Genomic DNA, 20621 nt, shown 5'->3' on the forward strand with positions numbered 1-20621 from the left:
CTGGCGGGCGCGCGCCGCTGAATCAGAGCCGGCTCAGACAGGGATGACCGTCGGCACGATCATCGGCCGCCTGCGGTAGGTGTCGGCGACCCAGCGGCCGACGACCCGGCGCACCGCCTGCGCGATGCGGTGGGTGTCGGTGATGCCCTCGGCCTCCGTGCGCGCCAGCTCCATCTCCACGAGCGGCACGACGGCGTCGAGGGCCTTCGGGTCGTCGGAGAACCCGCGGCCGGAGATCGTCGGGCTGCTCATCGCGCGGCCGGTGTTCGAGTCGACCGCCATGGTGATCGCGATGAAGCCGCCCTCGCCGAGCACCAGCCGGTCGGACAGGGTCGACTCGCCGACGTCGCCGACGGACAGGCCGTCCACGTACACGTGCCCGACCTCGACCCGGCCGGTGCGCGAGGCCTTGCCGTCGACCAGGTCCACGACCACGCCGTCCTCGGCGATCACCACGTTGTCCGGCGCGACGCCGGTGCGGATGGCGAGTTCCCCGTTGGCGCGCAAGTGTTTCCACTCGCCGTGCACCGGCATGACGTTGCTCGGCCGGACCGCGTTGTACAGGTAGAGCAGTTCGCCCGCGGACGCGTGCCCGGACACGTGCACCTTCGCGTTGCCCTGGTGCACGACGTTCGCGCCGAGCCGGGTCAGTCCGTTGACGACGCCGAACACCGCGGTCTCGTTGCCCGGGATCATCGAGCTGGCCAGCACGACCGTGTCGCCCGCGCGGATCGAGATCTGCCGGTGCTCGCCGCGCGCCATCCGCGACAGCGCCGACAGCGGCTCGCCCTGCGAACCGGTGGACACGAACAGCACCTTGCTCTCCGGCAGGTTGCTGGCCTGGTCCAGGTCCACGAGCAGGCCGTCGGGCACCTCCAGCAGGCCCAGTTCGGCCGCGATGCCCATGTTCCGGACCATCGACCGGCCCACGAACGCGACGCGGCGGCCGTGCCGGACCGCGGCGTCCAGCACCTGCTGCACGCGGTGCACGTGGCTGGCGAAGCACGCGACGATCACGCGCTGGTCCACGCGCCGGATGACGTCGTCGAGCACCGGGCCGATGTCGCGCTCGGGCATGACGAACCCGGGCACCTCGGCGTTGGTCGAGTCCACGCAGAACAGGTCCACGCCCTCGTCGCCGAGGCGCGAGAAGCCCGCGAGGTCGGTGAGCCTCCCGTCGAGCGGCAGCTGGTCGAGCTTGATGTCGCCGGTGTGCAGCACGACGCCGGCCGGCGTGCGGATGGCGACCGCGAGCGCGTCCGGGATCGAGTGGTTCACCGCGAAGAACTCGAGGTCGAACGCGCCGACCTTGCGCTTCTCCCCCTCGCGCACCTCGATCAGCTTCGGCCGCTGGCGGTGCTCCTTGGCCTTGGCCGCGAGCAGCGCGTTGGTGAAGCGCGAACCGTAGATCGGGACGTCCGGGCGCAGCCGGAGCAGGAACGGGACGGCGCCGATGTGGTCCTCGTGCCCGTGGGTGAGCACGAGGCCGTCGATGTCGTCGAGCCGGTCCTCGATCGCGCGGAAATCGGGCAGGATCAGGTCGACGCCCGGCTGGTCGTCCTCGGGGAAGAGGACGCCGCAGTCGACGATTAGGAGCCTGCCGTCGTATTCGAAGACGGTCATGTTGCGCCCGACCTCGCCGATGCCGCCGAGCGCGACGACGCGCAGGGCTCCCTCGGGAAGTGCGGGCGGGAGGTGCGTCGGGCCGGGTCCGGCGGGAAGTGAGGTCACCGGGGCATTGTCCCAACGCTGGTGTGCGAGGTGGGGGCGGTGTAGGCCGCCTGCGAATCTGCTTGTGCCACCCGTGCACCATGCCAGTCCGAGGCCGCGCTGTCTTCCAGCGGCACGCCGCCCTGGGCGAGATCGGCCGCGATCTGTTCCAGCTGGTCGTCGAACGGGGCCACGATGGGCAGCCGCGGGTCGCCGATTTCGAAGCCGCGCAGGCGCAGCGAAGCCTTGCTGAACGCGACGCCGCCGACGCGCGACATCGCCCGCAGCACCGGCAGCATCGCGCGGTGGTTCGTGCGCGCGGTCGAGGTGTCGCCCGCCTCGTAGGCCTCGATCATCGCGCGGATCCGGCCCGCCACGACGTGCCCGATCACGCTCACCACGCCGACCGCGCCGACCGACAGCCACGGCAGGTTCAGGCCGTCGTCGCCGGAGTAGTAGGCGAGGTGGGTGTTCGCGATGACCTCGGAGCCCGCGATCAGGTCGCCCTTGGCGTCCTTCACCGCGACGATCCGGGGGTGCTCGGCCAGCCGCTGCAGCGTGTCGACCTCGATCGGCACGATCGAGCGCGGCGGGATGTCGTAGAGCATGACCGGCAGCTCGGTGGCGTCCGCGACCGTGGTGAAGTGCGCGTACAGCCCGGCCTGGCTCGGCCGCGAGTAGTACGGGGTGACCACGAGCAAGCCGTGCGCGCCCGCTTCGGCGGCGGCGTGCGCCTGCTCGATGCTGTGCGCGGTGTTGTTGGTGCCCGCGCCCGCAACGACGGTCGCGCGGTCGCCGACCGCCTCGACGACGGCGCGGATCAGCGCCGCCTTCTCCTGGTCGGTGGTGGTCGGGCTCTCGCCGGTGGTGCCGTTGACGACGAGGCCGTCGTTGCCGAGGTCCACGAGGTACTCGGCCAGCTCCTGGGCCCGCTTCACGTCCAGCGCGCCGGCTCGGTCGAAGGGGGTCGCCATCGCGGTGAGCACGCGGCCGAACGGACGTCCGGGCGCGGCGGCAGGTGAGGTGGACATGGCCACGACGGTACCTCGTCGAACCGCCGAACCCGGCCTCGACCTGGTGTGCCACCGGCAACTTCGGAGAATTTCCGCCGCCGCGGCCGTCCCGGCGGAACTTCTCGCGCCGCTACTTCACCTTGGCGGTGATCTGCGCCGGGATCTGGTCGTTGTTGGCGCGCGAAAGGACACAGTAGATCTTGCGGTTCGGGCCGCGGCTGCTGCTGTCGCTGTCCGGCTGCACCTGCCACGCCTGCTGGGTCGGCACGATCGCCCGGTAGGTCAGCCCGAGGCGCTGCTGCTGCGGCACCACCGCGGAGCGGAACGCCGCCGCACAACGCGCCTCGGCCGCCCGGGTGAGGTCCTCCAGCCCGGGATACGGGGCCACGACGGCGTCGTCGTCGCTCCAGCTCTCCAGCGGCAGCGGGCTGGCGGCGTCGTAGACCTCGAGCGTGTGGTTCTTCTTGCAGTCGACGTTGTTGTCCGAACTGATCACGACGCCCGGCTGGACCACCGCGTTGTAGCAGATCTCGTACGAGGAGAACTGGGTCTTGAGGTAGCCGTCCGGGCCGTAGGTGACCGTCTCGGCCTGCTGTTCGTCCTTTTTGGGCGACCACACCGGCTTGCCGAGGAAGAAGCCGCCGACCAGTCCGGCGATCACCAGCACCGCGATCGCGCCCGCCCACAGGCCGCGACGGCTCTTGCCCGCCGGCTTCTCGGCCATCCGGGTCGGCTGGCCGCCCACCCGGGTCTCCTGCTGCGGCATGACGGCGGTGGCCGGCCGTTGCGTCGGGCCGGTGGCGTGCGTGAGCTGCGCCCGCGCCTGCGCCGCGGTGAGCCGGGCTTCCGGGTTCGCGACCAGCAGGCCGAGGATGACCGCGCCGAGCGGGCCCTGAACTCGGGTCAGGTACGGCACTTCGGTCATGATCGCGTGCAGCGTGGCGGCCGTGGTGGGCCGTTCGAAGGCGACGATGCCCTCGACCGCGAAGTACAGCGTCGCGCCGAGCGACCACAGGTCCGATTCCGGCATCGCCTCGCGGCCCTCGACCCGCTCCGGGGCCATGAACGCGGGCGAGCCGACGATCATCCCGCTCGTGGTGAGCCGCGGGTCGTCGATGGCGTGCGCGATGCCGAAGTCGGTGAGCTTCACCCGCCCGTCCGGCGCGACCATGATGTTGGCCGGTTTGACGTCGCGGTGCACGATCCCGGCGGCGTGCGCGGCCTGCAGCGCGGACAGCACCCGCTCCCCGATCAGCGCCGCCTGCTGCTCGGGCATCGGGCCGTGCGCGCGCACCAGGTCGGCGAGCGTGGGCGCCTCGACCAGCTCCATCACGATCCAGGTGGTGCCCTGGTCGGTGACCACGTCGTAGACCGTCACGACGGCCGGGTCGTTCAACCGCCCGCCCGCGCGCACCTCGCGCAGGATCCGTTCGGAGAACACCGCGGCGCCCTCGGCTTCGGGCAGCCGCAGCTCTTTGATCGCGACCTGCCGGCCGATCACCTGGTCCTGCGCGCGCCACACGATGCCCATGCCGCCGCGGCCCAGTTCGCCGAGCAGCAGGTAGCGGCCGGCCACTACGCGGCCCGCGGGGGCCGTGCGATTCGGGTCGTGCGGGCGGGTCTGTTCGTCGGTCACGGGGTCGGGCTCCTCGGTCGGCTTCGCGCAGATGCTAGTCCGACCCTCCGGCGGCCCTGCCGGTTCCGTCCGGTTAGGACTCGCTCAGCCGGTGAACGTGAGCACGATCAGCACGACGTTGAGCAGGATGATCACCGCGGCGATGGCCGAGGCGAGCACCGTGGTCGTCCGGCGGTTGACGTCCGCGCCCATGAGGCCGCGGTCGGCGGTGAGCCGGATCAGCGGCACGAGCGCGAACGGGATCCCGAACGACAGCACCACCTGCGACACCACCAGCGCCGCGCTCGGATCGGCGCCGAGCGCCAGCACCACGATCGCCGGCGCGAGCGTGACGAGCCGGCGCGCCACGATCGGAATCCTCTTGCGCAGCAAGCCTTGCATGATCATCGCGCCCGCGTACGCGCCCACCGACGTCGACGCCAGCCCGGACGCGAGCAGCCCGATCGCGAACAGCAGCGCGACCCCCGGCCCGAGCGCCGCGGCGACCGCGCCGTGCGCGCCTTCGATGGAGTCGACGCCTTGCTGGCCTTGAAGGTTCGTCGCGGCCACGAGCAGCATGCCGAGGTTCACCGCGCCGGCCAGCAGCATCGCGAACCCGACGTCGTAGCGGGTGGCGCGCAGCAGGCGGCGGCGCCGCTCGGGTTCCGGTTTGCCGTGCCGGTCGCGGACCAGTCCGGAGTGGAGGTACACCGCGTGCGGCATGACCGTCGCGCCGAGCATCGCGGCCGCGATCAGCACGCTGTCGCCGCCGCTGAAGCGAGGGATCAGGCCGTTCGCGATCCCGGCTGCCGACGGCGGCTCGACGAACAGGCTCGCCAGGAACCCGACCGCGATCACCACCAGCAGCCCGGTCACGACGCGTTCGAACGGACGCTGGCCGCCGCGGTCCTGCACCGCGAGCAGCACCAGCGACACCGCACCGGTGATCAGCCCGCCCACGATCAGCGGAAGCCCGAAAAGAAGGTTGAGCGCGATCGCGCCGCCGACGACCTCGGCCAGGTCGGTGGCGATCGCGACGACCTCGGCCTGCGCCCAGTAGCCGAGCCGCGCGCGGCGGGAGAGCCGGTCGCGCAGCGCTTCCGGCAGCGACAGGCCGGTGACGAGACCGAGCTTCGCCGACAGGTACTGCACCAGCACGGCCATCAGGTTCGCCGCGACGATCACCCACACCAGCAGGTAGCCGTAGCGCGCTCCGGCGCTGACGTTGGCGGCCACGTTGCCCGGATCGACGTACGCGATCGCGGCGACGAACGCCGGCCCGAGCAGCGCCGCGCCCGCTCTCAGCCGGGCCGCACCGCGCGGACGTGCCGCTTCCGCCACCGCCATGTGCGCCCACTCCCTGATGTCGGATGCCCTAACTCAAAGTTTAGGCATGCCGAACTTTGTCGGGCAAGGGTGTGCTGCGCCACGCTCCACGCCCGCCGGCGTTCCGTGAAGGACTCCTTGAGGGAACCAGGATCAATGCCAGGAACTTCAGGCGGCGTTATGGGCGCGGTTGAGGCGCGTCTGCCCAGGCCGAAGCGACTGGCGGACCGGGCTGGCTCGTGCCGGAGCCGACGCGGGCGGCGGGAGCGGGTGTCCGTGAGGGACTCCTTGAGGGAATCTGATTCCCTCAAGGAGTCCCTCACGGACTTGAAGAAACGGTCACCTGGCCAGCAATCGGGCATTTCGGTCACGTTGGCGTCCTTTATGGACGGTCAGCAAATGTGCGGCCGCGCAGCTCAAGTTCCCGGCATAGGGAACCAAAGTCCGTGAAGGGTCCCTTCACGGACTCTGGTCAGGCGGGCAGCAGCACTTCGTGACCGGCCTCGCGGAAGGCCGCCACGGCACGGTCGAGGTCGTCCGAGCGGACCAGGATGTGGTCGGTGTCGAAGGTGGACAGCGAGAACAGCGCGACGCCCGCCGCCGCCAGCTCCGACGCGAGCGCGGAGATGATGCCGGTGAGGGTGAATTCCAGCGGCCCGCGCACGGTGAACAGCCGCCAGCCCTCCTCGACGGTGCCGCCCTCGGGTTCGCGGCCGGTCGGGCAGATCACCGACAGCTCGTCCGGCGTGCGGGTCACGGACACGAGCGAGGGCTCGCCCGGCTCCAGCAGCTCGACCGGAACAGGGGCGTCGGCGGGCAGCCGCACCACGGAGTACGGGCCGGGGCGGAGGTCGATCGTCAGGTGTTTCATCAGTGCGTTGTCAGCCTTCCAGCACCTTCGGGCTCGAGGCGATCTCGGTGCCGTCGGGCAGGGTTGAAATCGTGAAGTCGGCGAACACGTTGGCCGCCGCCTTGTGCAGCTGCCGCAAGCATTCGACGGCCAGCGAACGGATCTCGACGTCCGCGTGTTCGGTGGCGCGCATCGCGACGAAATGCCGCCAGGCGCGGTAGTTGCCGGTGACGACAATGCGGGTTTCGGTCGCGTTCGGCAACACCGCGCGGGCCGCCTGCCGTGCTTGCTTGCGGCGCAGGGTGGCGCTCGGCGTGTCCGCGAACTTCTCCTCCAGCCCGGCGAGCAGCTCGTCGTACGCGGCCGCGCTGGCCTGCGTGGCCTTCACGAATTTCTCGTGCAGCACCGGGTCTTCGGCGATGACCTCCGGCTCGACGAACTCGGCGTCGCGCTCGGGAACGTAGCGCCGCGACAGCTGCGAGTAGGAGAAATGCCGGTGCCGGATCAGCTCGTGGGTGAGCGAGCGGGAGATCCCGGAGAAGTAGAAGGTGACCGACCCGTGCTCCAGCACGGCCAGGTGGCCGACGTCGATGACGTGCTCGAGGTAGCCGGCGTTGGTCGCGGTCGCGGGATTCGGCTTCTCCCAGGATTGGTAACAGGCGCGCCCGGCGAACTCGGCGAGCGCTTCGCCGCCGTCCGCATCGGTGGACCACGGCACGTCCTCGGGCGGGAAGAACTCGGTTTTCGCGATCAGCTGCACCTTGGGCGGCACCGGTCTCGCTCCCCTCATGTCGGCTCTGCCAGCCTAACCCGGCAGCACGGGTGACATCACCGCGCCTTGACCTGACGTCATCGTGACGCCATAGTGGTGTCATGGACTTGACGCCGTACATCGCGAACCTTCGCGAAGACCTCGCGAACACGGCCTCCGCCGGGGACGAGCAGACCCGGCGGGCGGCCGCGCTGCTGTCCTCTGCTCTGGAACCGGCAGTCCGGCTGACGCTCATGAACGCGCTGGCCGACCTGGCGGCCGAGGTGACCGCCGCCCTGCCCGGCCAGGTCGTGGACGTCCGGCTCGACGGCCGCGACGTGCGCGTGGTCGTGACCGGCGGCGAGGACAGTTCGTCCTCCGCGCCTCCCCCGCCGCCCCCCGCGCCGCCGATCGACGGCGGCGACATCTCGCGGATCACGCTGCGGCTGGTCGAGCAGATCAAGGGCCAGGCCGAACAGGCGGCGGCCGCGCAGGGCGTTTCGCTGAACACATTCGTGGCGCAGGCCGTGCAGGGGGCGCTCGGCCAGGCGCAGCAGCACCAGCAACGGCACCACCGCTGGCAGGAGAGCGGCAGCGGCGGGGGCCGCACCGAGAGCAAACTGCACGGCTGGGTCGAAGGCTAGAAGGGGGCACCACCATGGGCGAAAACCGGGACGATCAGGGGAAGAACACCGAAGGCCGGGCTGGGGAGCCTGGTTTCGGGACAGAAGGCGGGAGCGGCGCGGCTTCCGCGGCGGGCTCGGAAAGCGCGGCCGCGTCGGATGCTGCGGCTGGCCCGCCAGAAGGCGGGGCCGCGGCGGCCTCCGAGTCCGCTTCGGACAGTTCCGCGAGTTCCAGCGAATCCGTCGCTGAGTCCACTTCGGACTCTACGGCCGGGACCGGTCCGGATTCCGCGGAGCCGGGTCCGTACGTGCGGCTGCAGGACTTCGAGGCGGACGGTCCGGTCGAGCTGGACCTGGGCGTCACGATCGGGCGGGTCGAGGTCGTGCTCGGGCGGGAGTCCGGGGTGACCGTGCGGCTGCAGCACGACGCGGGCGAACAGCCGTCGTGGGTGAACGGGGTCAGCAGCCTGCTGTCGTGGGTCGGCGAGAAGTTCGGGGAACAGCTCGGCGGCATGCCGGAGTTTTCGGTCGCGGACGCGGTGCGCCAGGCGCGGATCGAGAAGACCGGCAACCGGGTCGTCGTGCGGGCGGCGAAGGCGTGGCAGCTGCGGAACGTGCCGGTCGCGGTGACGGTCCACGCGCCGGCCGGGTCGCACCTCGAAGTGCGCGCGGGCTCGGCGGACGTCACGGTGACCGGGGCCGCCGGCCGCGCGGACATCCTCACCGGGTCCGGCGAGGTGTCGCTGGAACGAGCGGACGGCGCGGCCACCGTCCGGACTGGCACCGGAGCCGTCAAGCTCGGCCCGACCCTGGCCGGCCTGCAGCTGCGCAGCGGAAGCGGCTCGGTCGAAGCGGCGTCGATCTCCGGACCGGCGACGCTCGGCACCGGCACCGGAAACGTATGGCTGGGCGCGGTCGAGGGCGACGTAATGGCCCGTACCGGCAGCGGCGACCTCTCCGTGGCCGACGCGGCTTCCGGCTCGCTCGAACTGATCACCGGCTCAGGCGAGGTACGCGTCGGCATCCGCGGCGGAGTGCGAGCGGAAGTCGAACTGGCCTCGGCGGCCGGGCGGGTTTCGAGCGAGCTGGACGTCTCGGACACACCGCCGGAGGGCGCGGTCGCGCTGAAAGTCCGCGCCCGCACCGGAACCGGCAACGCCGTAGTGACCCGCGCGGCCGGCTGACGGTTTCGCGCGCGAAACATCCCGGCTGCTCAGGCCGACACACCCGTTACCGCACATCCCAGGGTGCGCCGAGCAACCGGATGCAAGGGGGAGGCGGCGGGCCGCACCGGAGGACTCCGGGTGGCCCGCCGCTTCGTGCTGTGCTCGACTCCCTTCGCGCGCCAGGCATGCGGCGGCGTGGCTTTCCCGCAGGCTAAGTCACGGCTGCCGAGGACTTCCGTGCGTGCCAAGCCGCAACGGCCGCAAGGATTCCCACGCACGCCGGCCGCAGCCGCCACGGGATTCCCGCCCGCGCCAAGGCATAGCCACCGCGAAGACTCCCACGCGCACCAGCTCGCAACCGCCACGGGATTCCCATCCACGCCAAACGGCAACCGCCACGAAGGTTCCTATCTCCGCCGAACCGCGACCGCCGAGCACTTCCCGTGCGCGCCAAGGCATGCTGGCTCGGCACGGATCCGACCGCGCGCCAAGGACAGTCGCCCCGGGGACTTCCTGCACGCGCCCAAGCACAGCGGCTACGGCGAAGACCCGCGCCCGCCAAAGCCCTAGCCGCAGCAAAGGCCTCCGCGCGGGTGTCGTGAGCGGCAATCCCGGTTCTAACCGTGATCCCCGCTCACGACCCCCCGCTCACTTGACCGCGCGCCGCAACGCCCGGGACAGATCGCCTCGCTCCCCCACCGCCACGCCGTCCAGCCCCTGCCATTCGGCCATCGTCCGCAGCTCCCCGGCCAGTTCCGCCGCCACCCGGGCCTGGTCGGCTCCGGGCTCGGCGAACGCGCCCTGTACTCGCAGCACCCCGGCCGCCCGGTCGGACTTCAGGTCCACTCGCGCCGACAGCGCTCCGTCCAGCAGGAACGGGAACACGTAATACCCGTACTCCCGCTTGGGCTCCGGCACGTAGATCTCGATCCGGTACCGGAAACCGAACAACCGCTCCGTCCGCGCGCGTTCCCAGATCAGCGGGTCGAACGGGCACAGCAAAGCCCGCCCGGACACTGCTCGCGGCGTGCGCGCTTCGGTGTGCCGGTACGCGACCGCGCGCCAGTCGTCGACCTGGACTGGCTCCAGGACGCCCTCCTCCACCAGCTCCTGCACGGCTTTCCGGGAGACGTCCGGGCCGAGACGGTAGTAGTCGCGCAGGTCGGTTTCCGTTGCCACGCCCAGCGCACGCGCCGAACGGTCGATCAGGCCGCGGGCCCCTTCCTCGGCGGACACCTTGCGGGACAAGATCTCCGGCGGCACCACCCGCTCGGTCAGGTCGTACAGCCGCTCGAACGACCGCCGGGTCCCGGTGCTCAGCTGGCCGACGCCGAACAGGTACTCGCACGCCTTCTTCACCACCGAGCGTTCCCACCACGCCCCCGGCCCGCGCCGGACCGCCTCGGTCTCCAGTGCCTTCTCGATCGCCCCGGCGCCGATCGGGCCGTGTTCCTTCACCACCGCCAGCACGTCGTCGAGCAGGCCGGGCACGGTGTCGACGACCTTGGTGTAATTCCGCCACCAGCCGTCCCGTTTCGCGCCGGACCTCAGCAGCGGCCAGTCTTCGACCGGCAGCAGGCTGGCCTCGTGCGCCCACGACTCCACCAGCAGCCTCGGCCTGCGCGCGCGATGGCTCCACGCGGCGTCGTCGACCAGCGCCGGGTCGTACCCGCCCAGACGCGAGAACAGCGGCATGTAGTGCGCGCGCACGGCGACGTTGACCGAATCCAGCTGCAGCAGCTGGACCCGGGACAGCACCTTGGCGAGGTGCCGCCGGGTCGGGGCCGAAGCGGGCCGGGGGTCGGCGAACCCCTGCGCGGCCAAAGCGGTGCGGCGGGCGGCGGAAAGGCTGATCGTCTGCATGATTCCGCCATGGTGCCAGCCACCCCCGACAGTTTCGGTACATTGCCCGCGTGAGTGCCGCCGAAGTCCGTCCCGCGAACCCGTCCGACGCCGCGGAGATCGCCCGCATCCAGCGGCTGACCTGGCGGGCGGCCTACGCCGGCCTTCTGGGTGCCGAAGCCATCGACGAACTCGACCAGGCCGATCTCGAAGGCACCTGGGCCGAGACGATCGAGTACCCCGATTCCCGCGTCTACCTGGCCACCGAGGGCACGTTCACGGTCGGCTACTGCGTCGCCGGACCGGCCCCGCAGGACGAAGCCGCCGCGGCCGACGGATCGCAGCCCGAGGACACCCCCGGATTGATCGCGTCGCTGGTGGTCGAACCGCGCTGGGGCCGCCGCGGGCACGCCGGACGGCTGCTCGCGACCGCCGCCGCCGACCTGCGCGCGAACGGGCTGAGCCGAGGCATCACCTGGGTCGCGCAGTCCGACCACGCGACGCTCGGGTTCTACCGCCGGGCGGGCTGGTCCCCCGACGGCACTGTCCGCACCCTCGACACCGGACGCGGCACGCTGCGCGAAGTCCGGCTCACCGGCACGCTGGAACTGGAACTCACGCACTGACCGGTTCTTCGCGCTTCGCGAAGACGACCCAGCGCATCACCGAGTACATGAACACGCCCTCGCACGCCCCGGCGATCAGCCGCGACAGGTGGTATTCCATGCCCAGCGCGGACAATCCGGCCCCCAGCCCGAGCAGGAACGCCACGTAGTTCACTCCGATAGCGATCACGTACAGCACCGCCTGGCGGCCCACCGGCGCGTGCGAACGGAAGTTCAGCGCGCGGTTCAGCACGAAGCTCAACCCGAACGCGACCACGTACGCGATGCTGATCGACAGCCACACCGGCCACTTCAGCCCGCCGTGGAACAACGTCAGCAGCAGCAGGTCGACGCCGAACGTGAAGCCGTTGATCACCGCGAAACCGAGGAAGCTCGGCGCGACGAGCCGCGACAGCCCGAACGGCAGGATCCGCACGACGGCGGCGCACAGTCCGGCGAAACGGTCGGCGATCGGCACCCCAGGCACGTGTCCGATCCTGGCAGCGGAAGGTGTCCGCGACCGGTCCGCCAGGTGATCTTCTGGGGTTGGCGCCAGGGGAAAGAGTGGGGTTAACCCCCGTGATCTTTTCGTGATGGCTGATAGCTTGGAATGCGCAGGCGGAGAAGGGGGTGACGGGATGGGCTGGGTGCTCCTGACCCTCGGCGTCGCCTTCGGCTCGGCGATCGTGCCGCTGGTCAACGCCGAACTCTTCGTCATCGGCCTCTGCGCGAGCCAGCAGAGCGTGCACTGGCTGTGGCTCGGCGGCGCGGTCGCGGTCGGCCAGATCGCCGGGAAACTGCTGTACTACCTGGCCGCGCGCGGCTCGATCCGGCTCCCGAAGTTCCTGCACGACCGGCTGCACCGGGAACGCCCGCTCACCCCGCGCCGGGTCCGCTGGCAGCTGCGCACCAAGGTGATCCGGAGCAAGATCGAGGCCCTGCGCGAACGCTGCCAGCGCCATCCGCACTGGATGACCGGCACCTACGGGATCAGCTCGCTCGTCGGGCTGCCGCCGTTCATGGCGACGAGCGTGCTGGCCGGGATGGTGCGGATGCGGCTGTCGACGTTCCTCGCCGCCGGGCTGGCCGGACGGTGGGTGCGGTTCAGCTTGCTCGCGGCGTCGCCCGCGATGTTCGCTGGCTGGCTCCACTAAGCGGCTAAAGGTCTGTGAAGGGAACCCTGAGGGAATCAGATTCCCTCAGGGTTCCCCTCACAGACTTCAGAAAGCACCGAAAGCCATGGTGGGGCGAGCGTTATTTCCGTTCCGCGGCTTCCAATTCGATCGCCTTGCGCATCGTCGCCCGCGCGCGCCGCCGGTCGCCCGCGATGTCGTACGCGTACGCCAGCCGGTACCAGGGCCGCCAGTTCCCTTGGTCCGCCTCGACTTCCGCGCGCCGCTGGTCGAACCACGCGTCCGCGGCGTCGCGGTCCACACGGCCGGACGGGCGGCGCGGCAGGTCCGACACGTCCGGCAGGCCGCCCTCGGCGTCCAGCTGCCGCGAGAGCCGCTGGATCTGCATGCCCGACCGCCAGGTCACCACGACGATCCAGACGCCCAGCAGCGGCAGCAGGAACACGCCGATGCCGAGCGCGATCCCGGTCGGCGTCCCGGTGCCGAGCAGCGCCACGGCCCGGTCCGCCAGCAGGACCAGGTACACCACGAGCGCCGCCGTCATCAGCAGCGCGAAGTTGCGGGCTTTCACAGGTCGAGCACGTTCTCCAGGCCGACCGTCAGGCCGGGACGCGACACCACCGAGCGCACGCCGAGCAGCACGCCCGGCATGAACGACGTCCGGTCCAGCGAATCGTGCCGGATCGTCAGGGTCTCGCCCTCGCCGCCGAACAGGATTTCCTCGTGCGCCACCAGACCGGGCAGCCGGACCGAGTGCACGTGGACGTCCTCGACCGAGGCGCCGCGGGCACCGTCCACTTCGGACGTCGTGGCGTCCGGGCCGGGCGCGACCCCGGCCTCGGCGCGAGCGGCGGCGATCATCCGCGCGGTGTGCGCGGCGGTGCCGGACGGGGCGTCGGCCTTGCGGTTGTGGTGCAGTTCGATGATCTCCGCGGAGGCGTAGAACTTGGCTGCCTGCGCCGCGAACCGCATCGCCAGCACCGCGCCCAGCGCGAAGTTCGGCGCGATCAGCACGCCCAGCTCCGGCTTCTCCGCCAGCAGCCCGCGCAGTTCGGCCAGCCGCTCCTCGCTGAACCCGGTGGTGCCGACGACCGCGTGCCGGTTGTGCGCGATCAGCCAGCGCAGGTTGTCCATCACCGCGTCCGGATGGGTGAAGTCCACGACCACCTGGGCGCTGCCCAGCGCGGCGAAATCGTCGCCCGCGTCCAGCGCGGCCACCAGTTCCTGGTCCGCGGCGCCTTCCACGGCTTTCACCACGGTGGCGCCCATGCGGCCGCGTGCGCCCAGCACGCCGACGCGGATCGGGGACTCGGTCATGACGCGATCACCTCGTGCAGATCGTCGGGCAGGTCGTCGGCGTGAGCGTACGGCCCCACCACCGCCGCGGACGACACCCCGCCGGGGCGCCGCAGCAGAGTGCGAGCGAGCGCACACACGTCTTCGGTCGTGACCGCGTCGATCCGCGCGATCGTGTCGTCCACGCCCAGATACCGGGCGTAGTTCAGCTCGTTCTTGCCGATCCGGGACATCCGCGACGACGTGTCCTCCAGCCCCAGCACCAGCCCGCCGCGCAGCTGCCCCTTGGCGCGCGCGACCTCGGCGTCGGACAGCCCGTCCGCGGCCACCGAGTCGAGCACCTCGCGGATCACGCCGGCGACCTGGCCCAGCCGCTCCGGCTGACAGCCCGCGTACACCGACATGTGCCCGAGATCGGCGTAGCTCGCGACCGACGAGTACACCTGGTACGCCAGCCCCCGGCGCTCGCGGATCTCCTGGAACAGCCGGGAACTCATGCCGCCGCCGAGCGCCGCGTTGAGCACCGACAAGGTGAACCGGCGCTCGTCGTGCCGCGGCAGCGCGCGGAAGCCGAGCATCACGTGCGCCTGTTCGGTGTCGTCCGGGTGCAGCGCCAGCTTCGGCACCGTCTTCAGCCGCGCGCGGCCGGATCGCGGCGCGACCGGCGTCGCGGTACCGCCGAGCCGTTCCTTCAGCGCGCGCTTGACCAGCCGCAGCACCTGGCCGTGCTCGACGTTCCCGGCGACCGCGAGCACCATGCGCGGCAGGGTGTAGCGACGGCGGTAGAACCCGCGCAGCGCGACCGGCGACATCTCGGTGATGGACTTTTCCGTGCCCAGCACCGGACGGCCCAGCGGATGGTCGCCGAGGATCGCGGTGACGAACGTTTCGTGCAGCAGGTCTTCGGGATCGTCGTCGCGCATCGCGATCTCTTCGAGGACGACGCTGCGTTCCATGTCCATGTCGCGGTCGGTGCACTGCGCTTCGAAGACCACGTCGGTGACGAGGTCGAGCGCCAGCGGCAGATCCGCGTCGAGGACCTGGGCGTAGTAGCAGGTGTGTTCCTTCGCGGTGAAGGCGTTGAATTCGCCGCCCACCGCGTCGATTTCCTCCGCGATCTGGGTGGCGTCGCGGTGGCTGGTTCCCTTGAACAGCAAGTGTTCCAGGTAGTGCGCGGCACCGGCGACGGCGAGCGGCTCGTCGCGGGAACCGACGCCGACCCACAGGCCGACGGTCGCCGAGCGGGAAGCCGGGACGTGCTCGGTGACTACGCGGAGGCCGCCGGGGAGCACGCTGCGTTTGACGACCGCACCGTCCGAAGTGGACTCGAGCGTACGGGTGGTGCCGACGGGCTGCTCGTGCCCGGAGACCTGCGGTGCCAAGTGTGGTCCTTCGGGGTTTGGTGGCGCGGCAAACTGTGTTTAATTGCGCCGGCTCCGCCGTCGCGGGCGGGATCGCCCTTGAGGTCGGCGTCTGACCGAGTGGTGTGCTGGGCCCTGGCGGGCCGGGCACACCACTCGGTCAGACGCCGACGGCGATCCCGCGGTGGACGTAGGTGAGGGGGGAAGCGCGGCGGGGTGGGGCTGGGTCGCGCAAAGGGCCTCCTGCCCGGGGTCGTGAGTGGTGATCGCGGTTAGAACCGGGATCAGCACTCACGAGCCGTTCGGGTCGGGAGGCCCTTTGGGGTGCTGGTGTTACTTGGCTTCGGCCGCCTCGGCCGGGGCGGCGTCGCCTTCGGCCGGCTTCGCCGCGTCTTCTTCCTTGACGACGATCAGGCTGATCTTGCCGCGGTTGTCGATGTCGGCGATCTCGACGCGGATCTTGTCGCCGACGTTCACCACGTCCTCGACCTTCGCGATCCGCTTGCCGTTGCCCAGCTTCGAGATGTGCACGAGGCCGTCCTTGCCCGGCAGCAGCGAGACGAACGCGCCGAACGCGGCCGTCTTCACCACGGTGCCCAGGAAGCGCTCGCCGACCTTCGGCAGCTGCGGGTTGGCGATGGCGTTGATCTTGCCGATCGCCGCCTCCGCCGACGGGCCGTCGGCCGCGCCCACGTAGATCGTGCCGTCGTCCTCGATCGAGATGTCGGCGCCGGTCTCCTCGGTGATCGAGTTGATCATCTTGCCCTTCGGCCCGATGACCTCGCCGATCTTGTCGACCGGGATCTTCACCGACGTGACGCGCGGGGCGTACGGGCTCATCTCGTCCGGGCCGTCGATCGCCTCGGCGATGACCTCCAGGATGGTGAGGCGAGCGTCCTTCGCCTGCTTCAGCGCGGCCGCGAGCACCTCGGACGGGATGCCGTCCAGCTTGGTGTCCAGCTGCAGCGCGGTGATGATGTCCTTCGTGCCGGCGACCTTGAAGTCCATGTCGCCCAGCGCGTCCTCGGCGCCGAGGATGTCGGTGAGGGCGACATAACGCGTCTCGCCGTCGACCTCGTCGGACACCAGGCCCATGGCGATGCCCGCGACCGGAGCCTTCAGCGGCACGCCGGCGTTGAACAGGCCCATGGTGGACGCGCAGACCGAGCCCATCGAGGTGGAGCCGTTGGAGCCCAGCGCCTCGGAGACCTGGCGGATCGCGTACGGGAACTCGTCCCGCTTCGGCAGCACCGGCACCAGGGCGCGCTCGGCGAGCATGCCGTGGCCGATCTCGCGCCGCTTCGGCGAACCGACGCGGCCGGTCTCGCCGGTGGAGAACGGCGGGAAGTTGTAGTGGTGCAGGTAGCGCTTCGTCGTCTCCGGGGAGAGCGAGTCGATCTGCTGCTCCATGCGGAGCATGTTCAGCGTGGTGACGCCCAGGATCTGGGTCTCGCCGCGCTCGAACAGCGCCGAACCGTGCGCCCGCGGGATCACGGCGACCTCGGCCGAGAGCTGGCGGATGTCGGTCAGGCCGCGGCCGTCCATCCGGATCTTCTCGGTGAGGACGCGGGTGCGCATGATCTTCTTGGTCAGCGCCTTGAACGCACCGCCGACCTCCTTGTCGCGGCCCTCGAAGGCTTCGCCCTCGCCGAGGCCGAGCTTCTCCAGGACGGCGGCCTTGACCTCGTCGGTCGCGGCGTCGCGGTCCTGCTTGCCGGCGATCTGCAGCGCCTTGGCCAGCTCGTCGGACGCGATCGCGGCGACGGCCTCGTAGATGTCCGGCTGGTAGGCCGGGTACACCGGGAAGTCGCCGGTCGGCTTGGCGGCGTCGGCGGCCAGGCGCTGCTGCGCCTCGCACAGCACGCGGATGAACGGCTTCGCGGCCTCGAGGCCCTGCGCGACGGTGGTCTCGTCCGGCGCGGTGCCGCCGTCGGCGATCAGGTCGAGCGTGTGCTCGGTGCCCTCGGCCTCGACCATCATGATCGCGACGTCGTCGCCGACGATGCGGCCCGCGACCACCATGTTGAAGGTGGCCTTCTCCAGCTGCGGCCAGGTCGGGAACGCGACCCACTGGTCCTCGATCAGCGCGACGCGCACGCCGCCGACCGGGCCGGAGAACGGCAGGCCGGCGATCTGGGTGGAGGCCGACGCGGCGTTGATCGCCAGCACGTCGTACGGGTCGTCCGGGTTGAGGCTCTGGACGGTGATGACGACCTGGATCTCGTTGCGGAGGCCGTCGGCGAAGGACGGGCGCAGCGGGCGGTCGATCAGGCGGGCGGTGAGGATCGCGTCGGTCGACGGGCGGCCCTCGCGGCGGAAGAACGCGCCCGGGATGCGGCCGGCGGCGTACATCCGCTCCTCGACGTCCACGGTCAGCGGGAAGAAGTCGAAGTGCTCCTTCGGGTGCTTCGACGCCGTGGTCGCCGACAGCAGCATGGTCTCTTCGTCCAGGTAGGCGACGACGGAGCCGGCGGCCTGCTTGGCGAGCCGGCCGGTCTCGAACCGGACGGTGCGGGTGCCGAACCGGCCGTTGTCCAGAACGGCTTCGGTCTCGAACACGGTGACTCCGGTGGAGTCGGTCATATGGTCAATCTCCTCTTTGGTTCCTTCGTACGGCGAGAGTCTCCCACTGTGGGACCCGGTTCGCCCGAGAACGCTCGAGGAGGTGTGAGGCCGGTCTTCGATCGAAGCCCCCGGGTCCGTTGCCCGGGAACCACTACCGAGGACCGGCGAGATCGTTCCTCCAGCGCGATCGCGCCGTGTGGGGGTGTGCTTGCGGCGAGGGGGAGCGGCCGAAGCCGCTCCCCCTCGTCAGCACGCTATCGGCGCAGGCCGAGACGCTTGATCAGGTCCCGGTACCGCGCCACGTCCACCTTTTCCGTGTAGTTCAGCAGCCGGCGGCGACGGCCGACCAGCAGCAGGAGACCGCGACGGGAGTGGTGGTCGTGCTTGTGGGTCTTCAGGTGTTCGGTGAGGCCGATGATCCGCTTGGTCAGCAGCGCGACCTGGGCCTCGGGGGATCCGGTGTCCGAGTCGTGCAGCCCGTACTCGGCGAGGATCGTCTTCTTCTCTTCGGTGGACAGCGCCACTGGTGGTGCTCCTTGTGCATCTCGTGCCGTGAGGCCCGCACCGCGCCACGCGGCCGGGTGAGACGGTCACGGCCGCCACGGACTGCAGCCGGACCCGGTTAGTGAGGTTACCAGCCGGTTGAACTGCGGCTTCAGCCGCGTGCGGCTAGCCGGGCAGCACCGCGTCACGCACGGTGCAGAGGCCAAGTCCGCAGGGTGCGGTAGGGGCTGCCGCCGCCCATCAGCTCCACCCGGTCCGCGGTCCACGAGCGGCTGCGGAAACCGGCGAGCCGTTCCGTCCACTCCGTCGGCGGCTGCGCGCGCGAGCAGCGCGCCAGCGTCAGGTGCGGCCGGTACGGGCGTTCCTCGTCGTCGTTGCCCGCGGCGGTGGCGAGATCGGCGAGGTCTTCCCCCGCCACTCCCAACCACAGCACTCCCGGAAATGTTCCCGAACCGGCGAGCCGGACGTCAACGGATTTTCGGCCGTCCAGCGCCCGGTCGAGGAAGGCGCCGCGTTCGGCCGGGTCTGCTTCGCCGTAAAAGGCCAGCGTGATGTGCCAGCCGGCCGGGTCGGACCAGCGCAACAGCCGGTCCCGCTCGCCGAGCGCGCCGGCGATTTCCTCCGCGACGTCGGCGGGCGGGCGCAGCGCGGTGAACAGCCGCATCGGCTACTGGCCGGCTCCGGCGCGGCGGAGCAGGTCGGCGATCGCCGGGAAGTCCTCGTCGAGCAGCTTCGCCGCCTCGGCGAGGTTCTCGTCCTCGGCGACGTCCCGGATGCCGGACAGCAGGATCTTCTCGTCCGAGCTGACCGGGATGTTGTCGCGGCCGACGGTGGGCCGCGAATCGCGCACGTCCTCCAGCGCGGCCTGCATCGCGTCGCGGTCGCCCGCGGCGACCTCGGGCACCAGGATCTTGCGTTCGAGCATGATCATCCGGGCCAGCACCACCGGATTGCCGATCTTCGCCCGCCGCCCGCTCATCACCTGGCTCAGCATCGGCGCGCTGATCCCCAGCACCTCGGCCAGGAACGCCTGCGACACGTCGAAGGCCACCACCAGCCGGCGCACCCGATCGCCCAGCGGCTCCCCGTACCACTCCCGCTGCAGCGCGATGTTCCGCTGGACGATCTTGTGGTCCTCCACCTAGCTCCGCTCCCCTAGCGCTGTCGTCCCGCCGCCGGAGGACTTGCTCCTCCGGCCCGGCGCCGCCGGCCCATCTTGCCACCCCGGACGCCCCCGCCGGGCCGGAACGCCCGATTCGCCCCGGGTCCGGTCCGCCCCGGGGACGGGTCCGCTCAGCCGTCCGAGCCGAGCGCTTCCCTGGTCCGGGCCACATCCTCGTCGATCTTCTTCACGAGATCGGCCGACGCGCCGAACCTCGCCTGGTCCCGCAACCGGGTGACGAAGTCCAGCGCTACGTGCTGGCCGTAGAAGTCCTCGTCGACGTCCAGCACGAACGCCTCGACGGTGCGCTCGCGGCCGGAGAACGTCGGGTTCGTGCCCACCGACACCGCCGCGCGCAGCCGCCGGTCCGGATCGGACAGCTTGCTGAACCACGCCGTGTAGACGCCGTCCGCGGGCACGGCGGCGAACCGCGCGGTGGACAGGTTGGCCGTCGGGTAGCCGAGGTCGTGGCCCCGGCCGTCGCCGCGCACGACGATGCCCTCCAGCCGGTGCGGGCGGCCGAGCGCGTCGGACGCGGCCACCACGTCGCCGGCGTCGATGCACGAGCGCACGTAGGTCGAGGAGAAGGTGATGTCGTTGGCGCCGCGGTCGTCGTCGAGCGAACGGCCCTGCAGCTCCGCGCCGTAGGCGACGAACCCGAAGCGGCGGCCCAGTTCGCGCAGCAGCGCGACGTTGCCCGCGGCCTTGGCCCCGAAGGTGAAGTTGTCGCCGACCAGGACCGCCGCCGCGTGCAGCCGGTCGACCAGCACCTCGTGCACGAACTCGTGCGGGCTGAGCCGGGACAGCTCCAGGGTGAAGGGCAGCACGCAGAACACGTCCACGCCGAGCCCCTCGACCAGCTGGGCCTTGCGCCGCAAGGTGGTGAGCTGCGCGGGATGGCTGCCCGGGCGCAGCACCTCGGACGGATGCGGGTCGAAGGTGAGCACCACGCTGGGCACGCCGCGCTCGGCGGCCGTCGCCACGGTGCGCTTGATCAGCTCCTGGTGCCCGCGGTGCACCCCGTCGAACACGCCGATGGTGACCACGCACCGTCCCCAGCCGCCCGGGAGGTCCCCGAGCCCACGCCACCGCTGCACTG

At 71.0% G+C, this 20621-nt stretch carries 20 protein-coding genes; 4 read left to right on the forward strand and 16 right to left on the reverse strand.

Features of this window, described 5'->3' with window-relative positions; translation table 11 throughout:
- Positions 1-33: 33 nt before the first annotated feature.
- The 6 genes from ACFSVL_RS00675 to thyX form a co-directional block, all read right to left on the reverse strand.
- Positions 34-1731, reverse strand: coding sequence for a ribonuclease J (locus tag ACFSVL_RS00675; protein WP_378299319.1), 1698 nt, complete (start codon positions 1729-1731; stop codon positions 34-36).
- Positions 1728-2741 (reverse strand): 4-hydroxy-tetrahydrodipicolinate synthase, encoded by a 1014-nt coding sequence (gene dapA / locus ACFSVL_RS00680; RefSeq protein WP_378299320.1) that lies wholly within the window; start codon positions 2739-2741, stop codon positions 1728-1730. Before dapA ends, ACFSVL_RS00675 begins: the two co-directional genes overlap by 4 nt.
- Before the next feature lie 112 nt (positions 2742-2853).
- On the reverse strand, positions 2854-4359 hold the full coding sequence (locus ACFSVL_RS00685; RefSeq protein ID WP_378299322.1) for a serine/threonine-protein kinase: 1506 nt from the start codon (positions 4357-4359) through the stop codon (positions 2854-2856).
- Positions 4360-4443: 84 nt separating this feature from the next.
- Positions 4444-5685 (reverse strand): Nramp family divalent metal transporter, encoded by a 1242-nt coding sequence (locus ACFSVL_RS00690; protein WP_378299324.1) that lies wholly within the window; start codon positions 5683-5685, stop codon positions 4444-4446.
- 451 nt (positions 5686-6136) lie between these two features.
- Positions 6137-6535 (reverse strand): ACT domain-containing protein, encoded by a 399-nt coding sequence (locus tag ACFSVL_RS00695; protein WP_378299326.1) that lies wholly within the window; start codon positions 6533-6535, stop codon positions 6137-6139.
- Between the two features lie 10 nt (positions 6536-6545).
- Entirely contained in the window at positions 6546-7304 is a 759-nt protein-coding gene (thyX, locus tag ACFSVL_RS00700) for an FAD-dependent thymidylate synthase (RefSeq protein WP_378299328.1), read from the reverse strand.
- A gap of 83 nt (positions 7305-7387) precedes the next feature.
- Here thyX and ACFSVL_RS00705 point away from each other — a divergent pair, with 83 nt between their 5' ends.
- Together ACFSVL_RS00705 and ACFSVL_RS00710 are read left to right on the forward strand one after the other, a co-directional pair.
- Complete coding sequence (locus tag ACFSVL_RS00705; protein WP_378299330.1) at positions 7388-7909, forward strand: toxin-antitoxin system HicB family antitoxin; 522 nt, start codon at positions 7388-7390, stop codon at positions 7907-7909.
- Positions 7910-8196: 287 nt separating this feature from the next.
- On the forward strand, positions 8197-9072 hold the full coding sequence (locus tag ACFSVL_RS00710) for a DUF4097 family beta strand repeat-containing protein (protein WP_378299384.1): 876 nt from the start codon (positions 8197-8199) through the stop codon (positions 9070-9072).
- A 630-nt stretch (positions 9073-9702) separates the two neighbouring features.
- Here ACFSVL_RS00710 and ACFSVL_RS00715 read toward each other — a convergent pair.
- Positions 9703-10917, reverse strand: coding sequence for a winged helix-turn-helix domain-containing protein (locus ACFSVL_RS00715; protein ID WP_378299332.1), 1215 nt, complete (start codon positions 10915-10917; stop codon positions 9703-9705).
- A 50-nt stretch (positions 10918-10967) separates the two neighbouring features.
- Between ACFSVL_RS00715 and ACFSVL_RS00720 the strand changes: the two genes are divergently transcribed.
- Positions 10968-11522 (forward strand): GNAT family N-acetyltransferase, encoded by a 555-nt coding sequence (locus ACFSVL_RS00720; protein WP_378299334.1) that lies wholly within the window; start codon positions 10968-10970, stop codon positions 11520-11522.
- Here the strand turns inward: ACFSVL_RS00720 and ACFSVL_RS00725 are convergent.
- On the reverse strand, positions 11512-11988 hold the full coding sequence (locus ACFSVL_RS00725) for a GtrA family protein (protein ID WP_378299335.1): 477 nt from the start codon (positions 11986-11988) through the stop codon (positions 11512-11514). The genes ACFSVL_RS00720 and ACFSVL_RS00725 overlap by 11 nt on opposite strands.
- Before the next feature lie 151 nt (positions 11989-12139).
- On the opposite strand from ACFSVL_RS00725, the gene ACFSVL_RS00730 reads away from it, so the two are divergent.
- Positions 12140-12655: a hypothetical protein gene (locus tag ACFSVL_RS00730; RefSeq protein ID WP_378299337.1), complete on the forward strand. Its 516-nt coding sequence runs from the start codon at positions 12140-12142 to the stop codon at positions 12653-12655.
- 100 nt (positions 12656-12755) lie between these two features.
- On the opposite strand, the gene ACFSVL_RS00735 is transcribed toward ACFSVL_RS00730, so the two are convergent.
- The 8 genes from ACFSVL_RS00735 to ACFSVL_RS00770 all read right to left on the reverse strand — a co-directional run bounded on the left by ACFSVL_RS00735 (position 12756) and on the right by ACFSVL_RS00770 (position 20619).
- Entirely contained in the window at positions 12756-13205 is a 450-nt protein-coding gene (locus tag ACFSVL_RS00735; protein WP_378299339.1) for a hypothetical protein, read from the reverse strand.
- Entirely contained in the window at positions 13202-13951 is a 750-nt protein-coding gene (dapB, locus tag ACFSVL_RS00740) for a 4-hydroxy-tetrahydrodipicolinate reductase (RefSeq protein ID WP_378299341.1), read from the reverse strand. Before dapB ends, ACFSVL_RS00735 begins: the two co-directional genes overlap by 4 nt.
- Entirely contained in the window at positions 13948-15312 is a 1365-nt protein-coding gene (locus ACFSVL_RS00745) for a M16 family metallopeptidase (RefSeq protein WP_378299342.1), read from the reverse strand. Before ACFSVL_RS00745 ends, dapB begins: the two co-directional genes overlap by 4 nt.
- Positions 15313-15624: 312 nt before the next feature.
- Positions 15625-17874 carry a polyribonucleotide nucleotidyltransferase gene (locus tag ACFSVL_RS00750; RefSeq protein ID WP_378299344.1) on the reverse strand — a complete coding sequence of 750 codons (2250 nt, stop codon included), beginning with the start codon at positions 17872-17874 and terminating at the stop codon, positions 15625-15627.
- Positions 17875-18110: 236 nt separating this feature from the next.
- A complete protein-coding gene (gene rpsO, locus ACFSVL_RS00755; protein WP_009080476.1) occupies positions 18111-18380 on the reverse strand; it encodes a 30S ribosomal protein S15 in 270 nt (89 codons plus the stop codon).
- A 164-nt stretch (positions 18381-18544) separates the two neighbouring features.
- Positions 18545-19024, reverse strand: a complete 480-nt coding sequence (gene thpR, locus ACFSVL_RS00760; protein ID WP_378299346.1) for an RNA 2',3'-cyclic phosphodiesterase — start codon at positions 19022-19024, stop codon at positions 18545-18547.
- 3 nt (positions 19025-19027) lie between these two features.
- A complete protein-coding gene (locus ACFSVL_RS00765) occupies positions 19028-19501 on the reverse strand; it encodes an XRE family transcriptional regulator (RefSeq protein WP_378299347.1) in 474 nt (157 codons plus the stop codon).
- Positions 19502-19653: 152 nt separating this feature from the next.
- Positions 19654-20619 (reverse strand): bifunctional riboflavin kinase/FAD synthetase, encoded by a 966-nt coding sequence (locus tag ACFSVL_RS00770; protein WP_378299349.1) that lies wholly within the window; start codon positions 20617-20619, stop codon positions 19654-19656.
- Positions 20620-20621 lie beyond the last annotated feature (2 nt).

The sequence above is a fragment of the Amycolatopsis silviterrae genome, from assembly GCF_042684085.1.
In the GTDB taxonomy this organism is placed as follows: Bacteria; Actinomycetota; Actinomycetes; order Mycobacteriales; family Pseudonocardiaceae; genus Amycolatopsis; species Amycolatopsis silviterrae.

What these genes read in the sequence shown, in the direction of transcription:
- dapA (WP_378299320.1), bottom strand. Translation starts at nt 2,741, where the DNA reads ATGTCCACCTCACCTGCCGCCGCGCCCGGACGTCCGTTCGGCCGCGTG.
- ACFSVL_RS00690 (WP_378299324.1), bottom strand. Translation starts at nt 5,685, where the DNA reads ATGGCGGTGGCGGAAGCGGCACGTCCGCGCGGTGCGGCCCGGCTGAGA.
- ACFSVL_RS00695 (WP_378299326.1), bottom strand. Translation starts at nt 6,535, where the DNA reads ATGAAACACCTGACGATCGACCTCCGCCCCGGCCCGTACTCCGTGGTG.
- thyX (WP_378299328.1), bottom strand. Translation starts at nt 7,304, where the DNA reads ATGAGGGGAGCGAGACCGGTGCCGCCCAAGGTGCAGCTGATCGCGAAA.
- ACFSVL_RS00705 (WP_378299330.1), top strand. Translation starts at nt 7,388, where the DNA reads ATGGACTTGACGCCGTACATCGCGAACCTTCGCGAAGACCTCGCGAAC.
- ACFSVL_RS00715 (WP_378299332.1), bottom strand. Translation starts at nt 10,917, where the DNA reads ATGCAGACGATCAGCCTTTCCGCCGCCCGCCGCACCGCTTTGGCCGCG.
- ACFSVL_RS00730 (WP_378299337.1), top strand. Translation starts at nt 12,140, where the DNA reads ATGGGCTGGGTGCTCCTGACCCTCGGCGTCGCCTTCGGCTCGGCGATC.
- dapB (WP_378299341.1), bottom strand. Translation starts at nt 13,951, where the DNA reads ATGACCGAGTCCCCGATCCGCGTCGGCGTGCTGGGCGCACGCGGCCGC.
- ACFSVL_RS00750 (WP_378299344.1), bottom strand. Translation starts at nt 17,874, where the DNA reads ATGACCGACTCCACCGGAGTCACCGTGTTCGAGACCGAAGCCGTTCTG.
- thpR (WP_378299346.1), bottom strand. Translation starts at nt 19,024, where the DNA reads ATGCGGCTGTTCACCGCGCTGCGCCCGCCCGCCGACGTCGCGGAGGAA.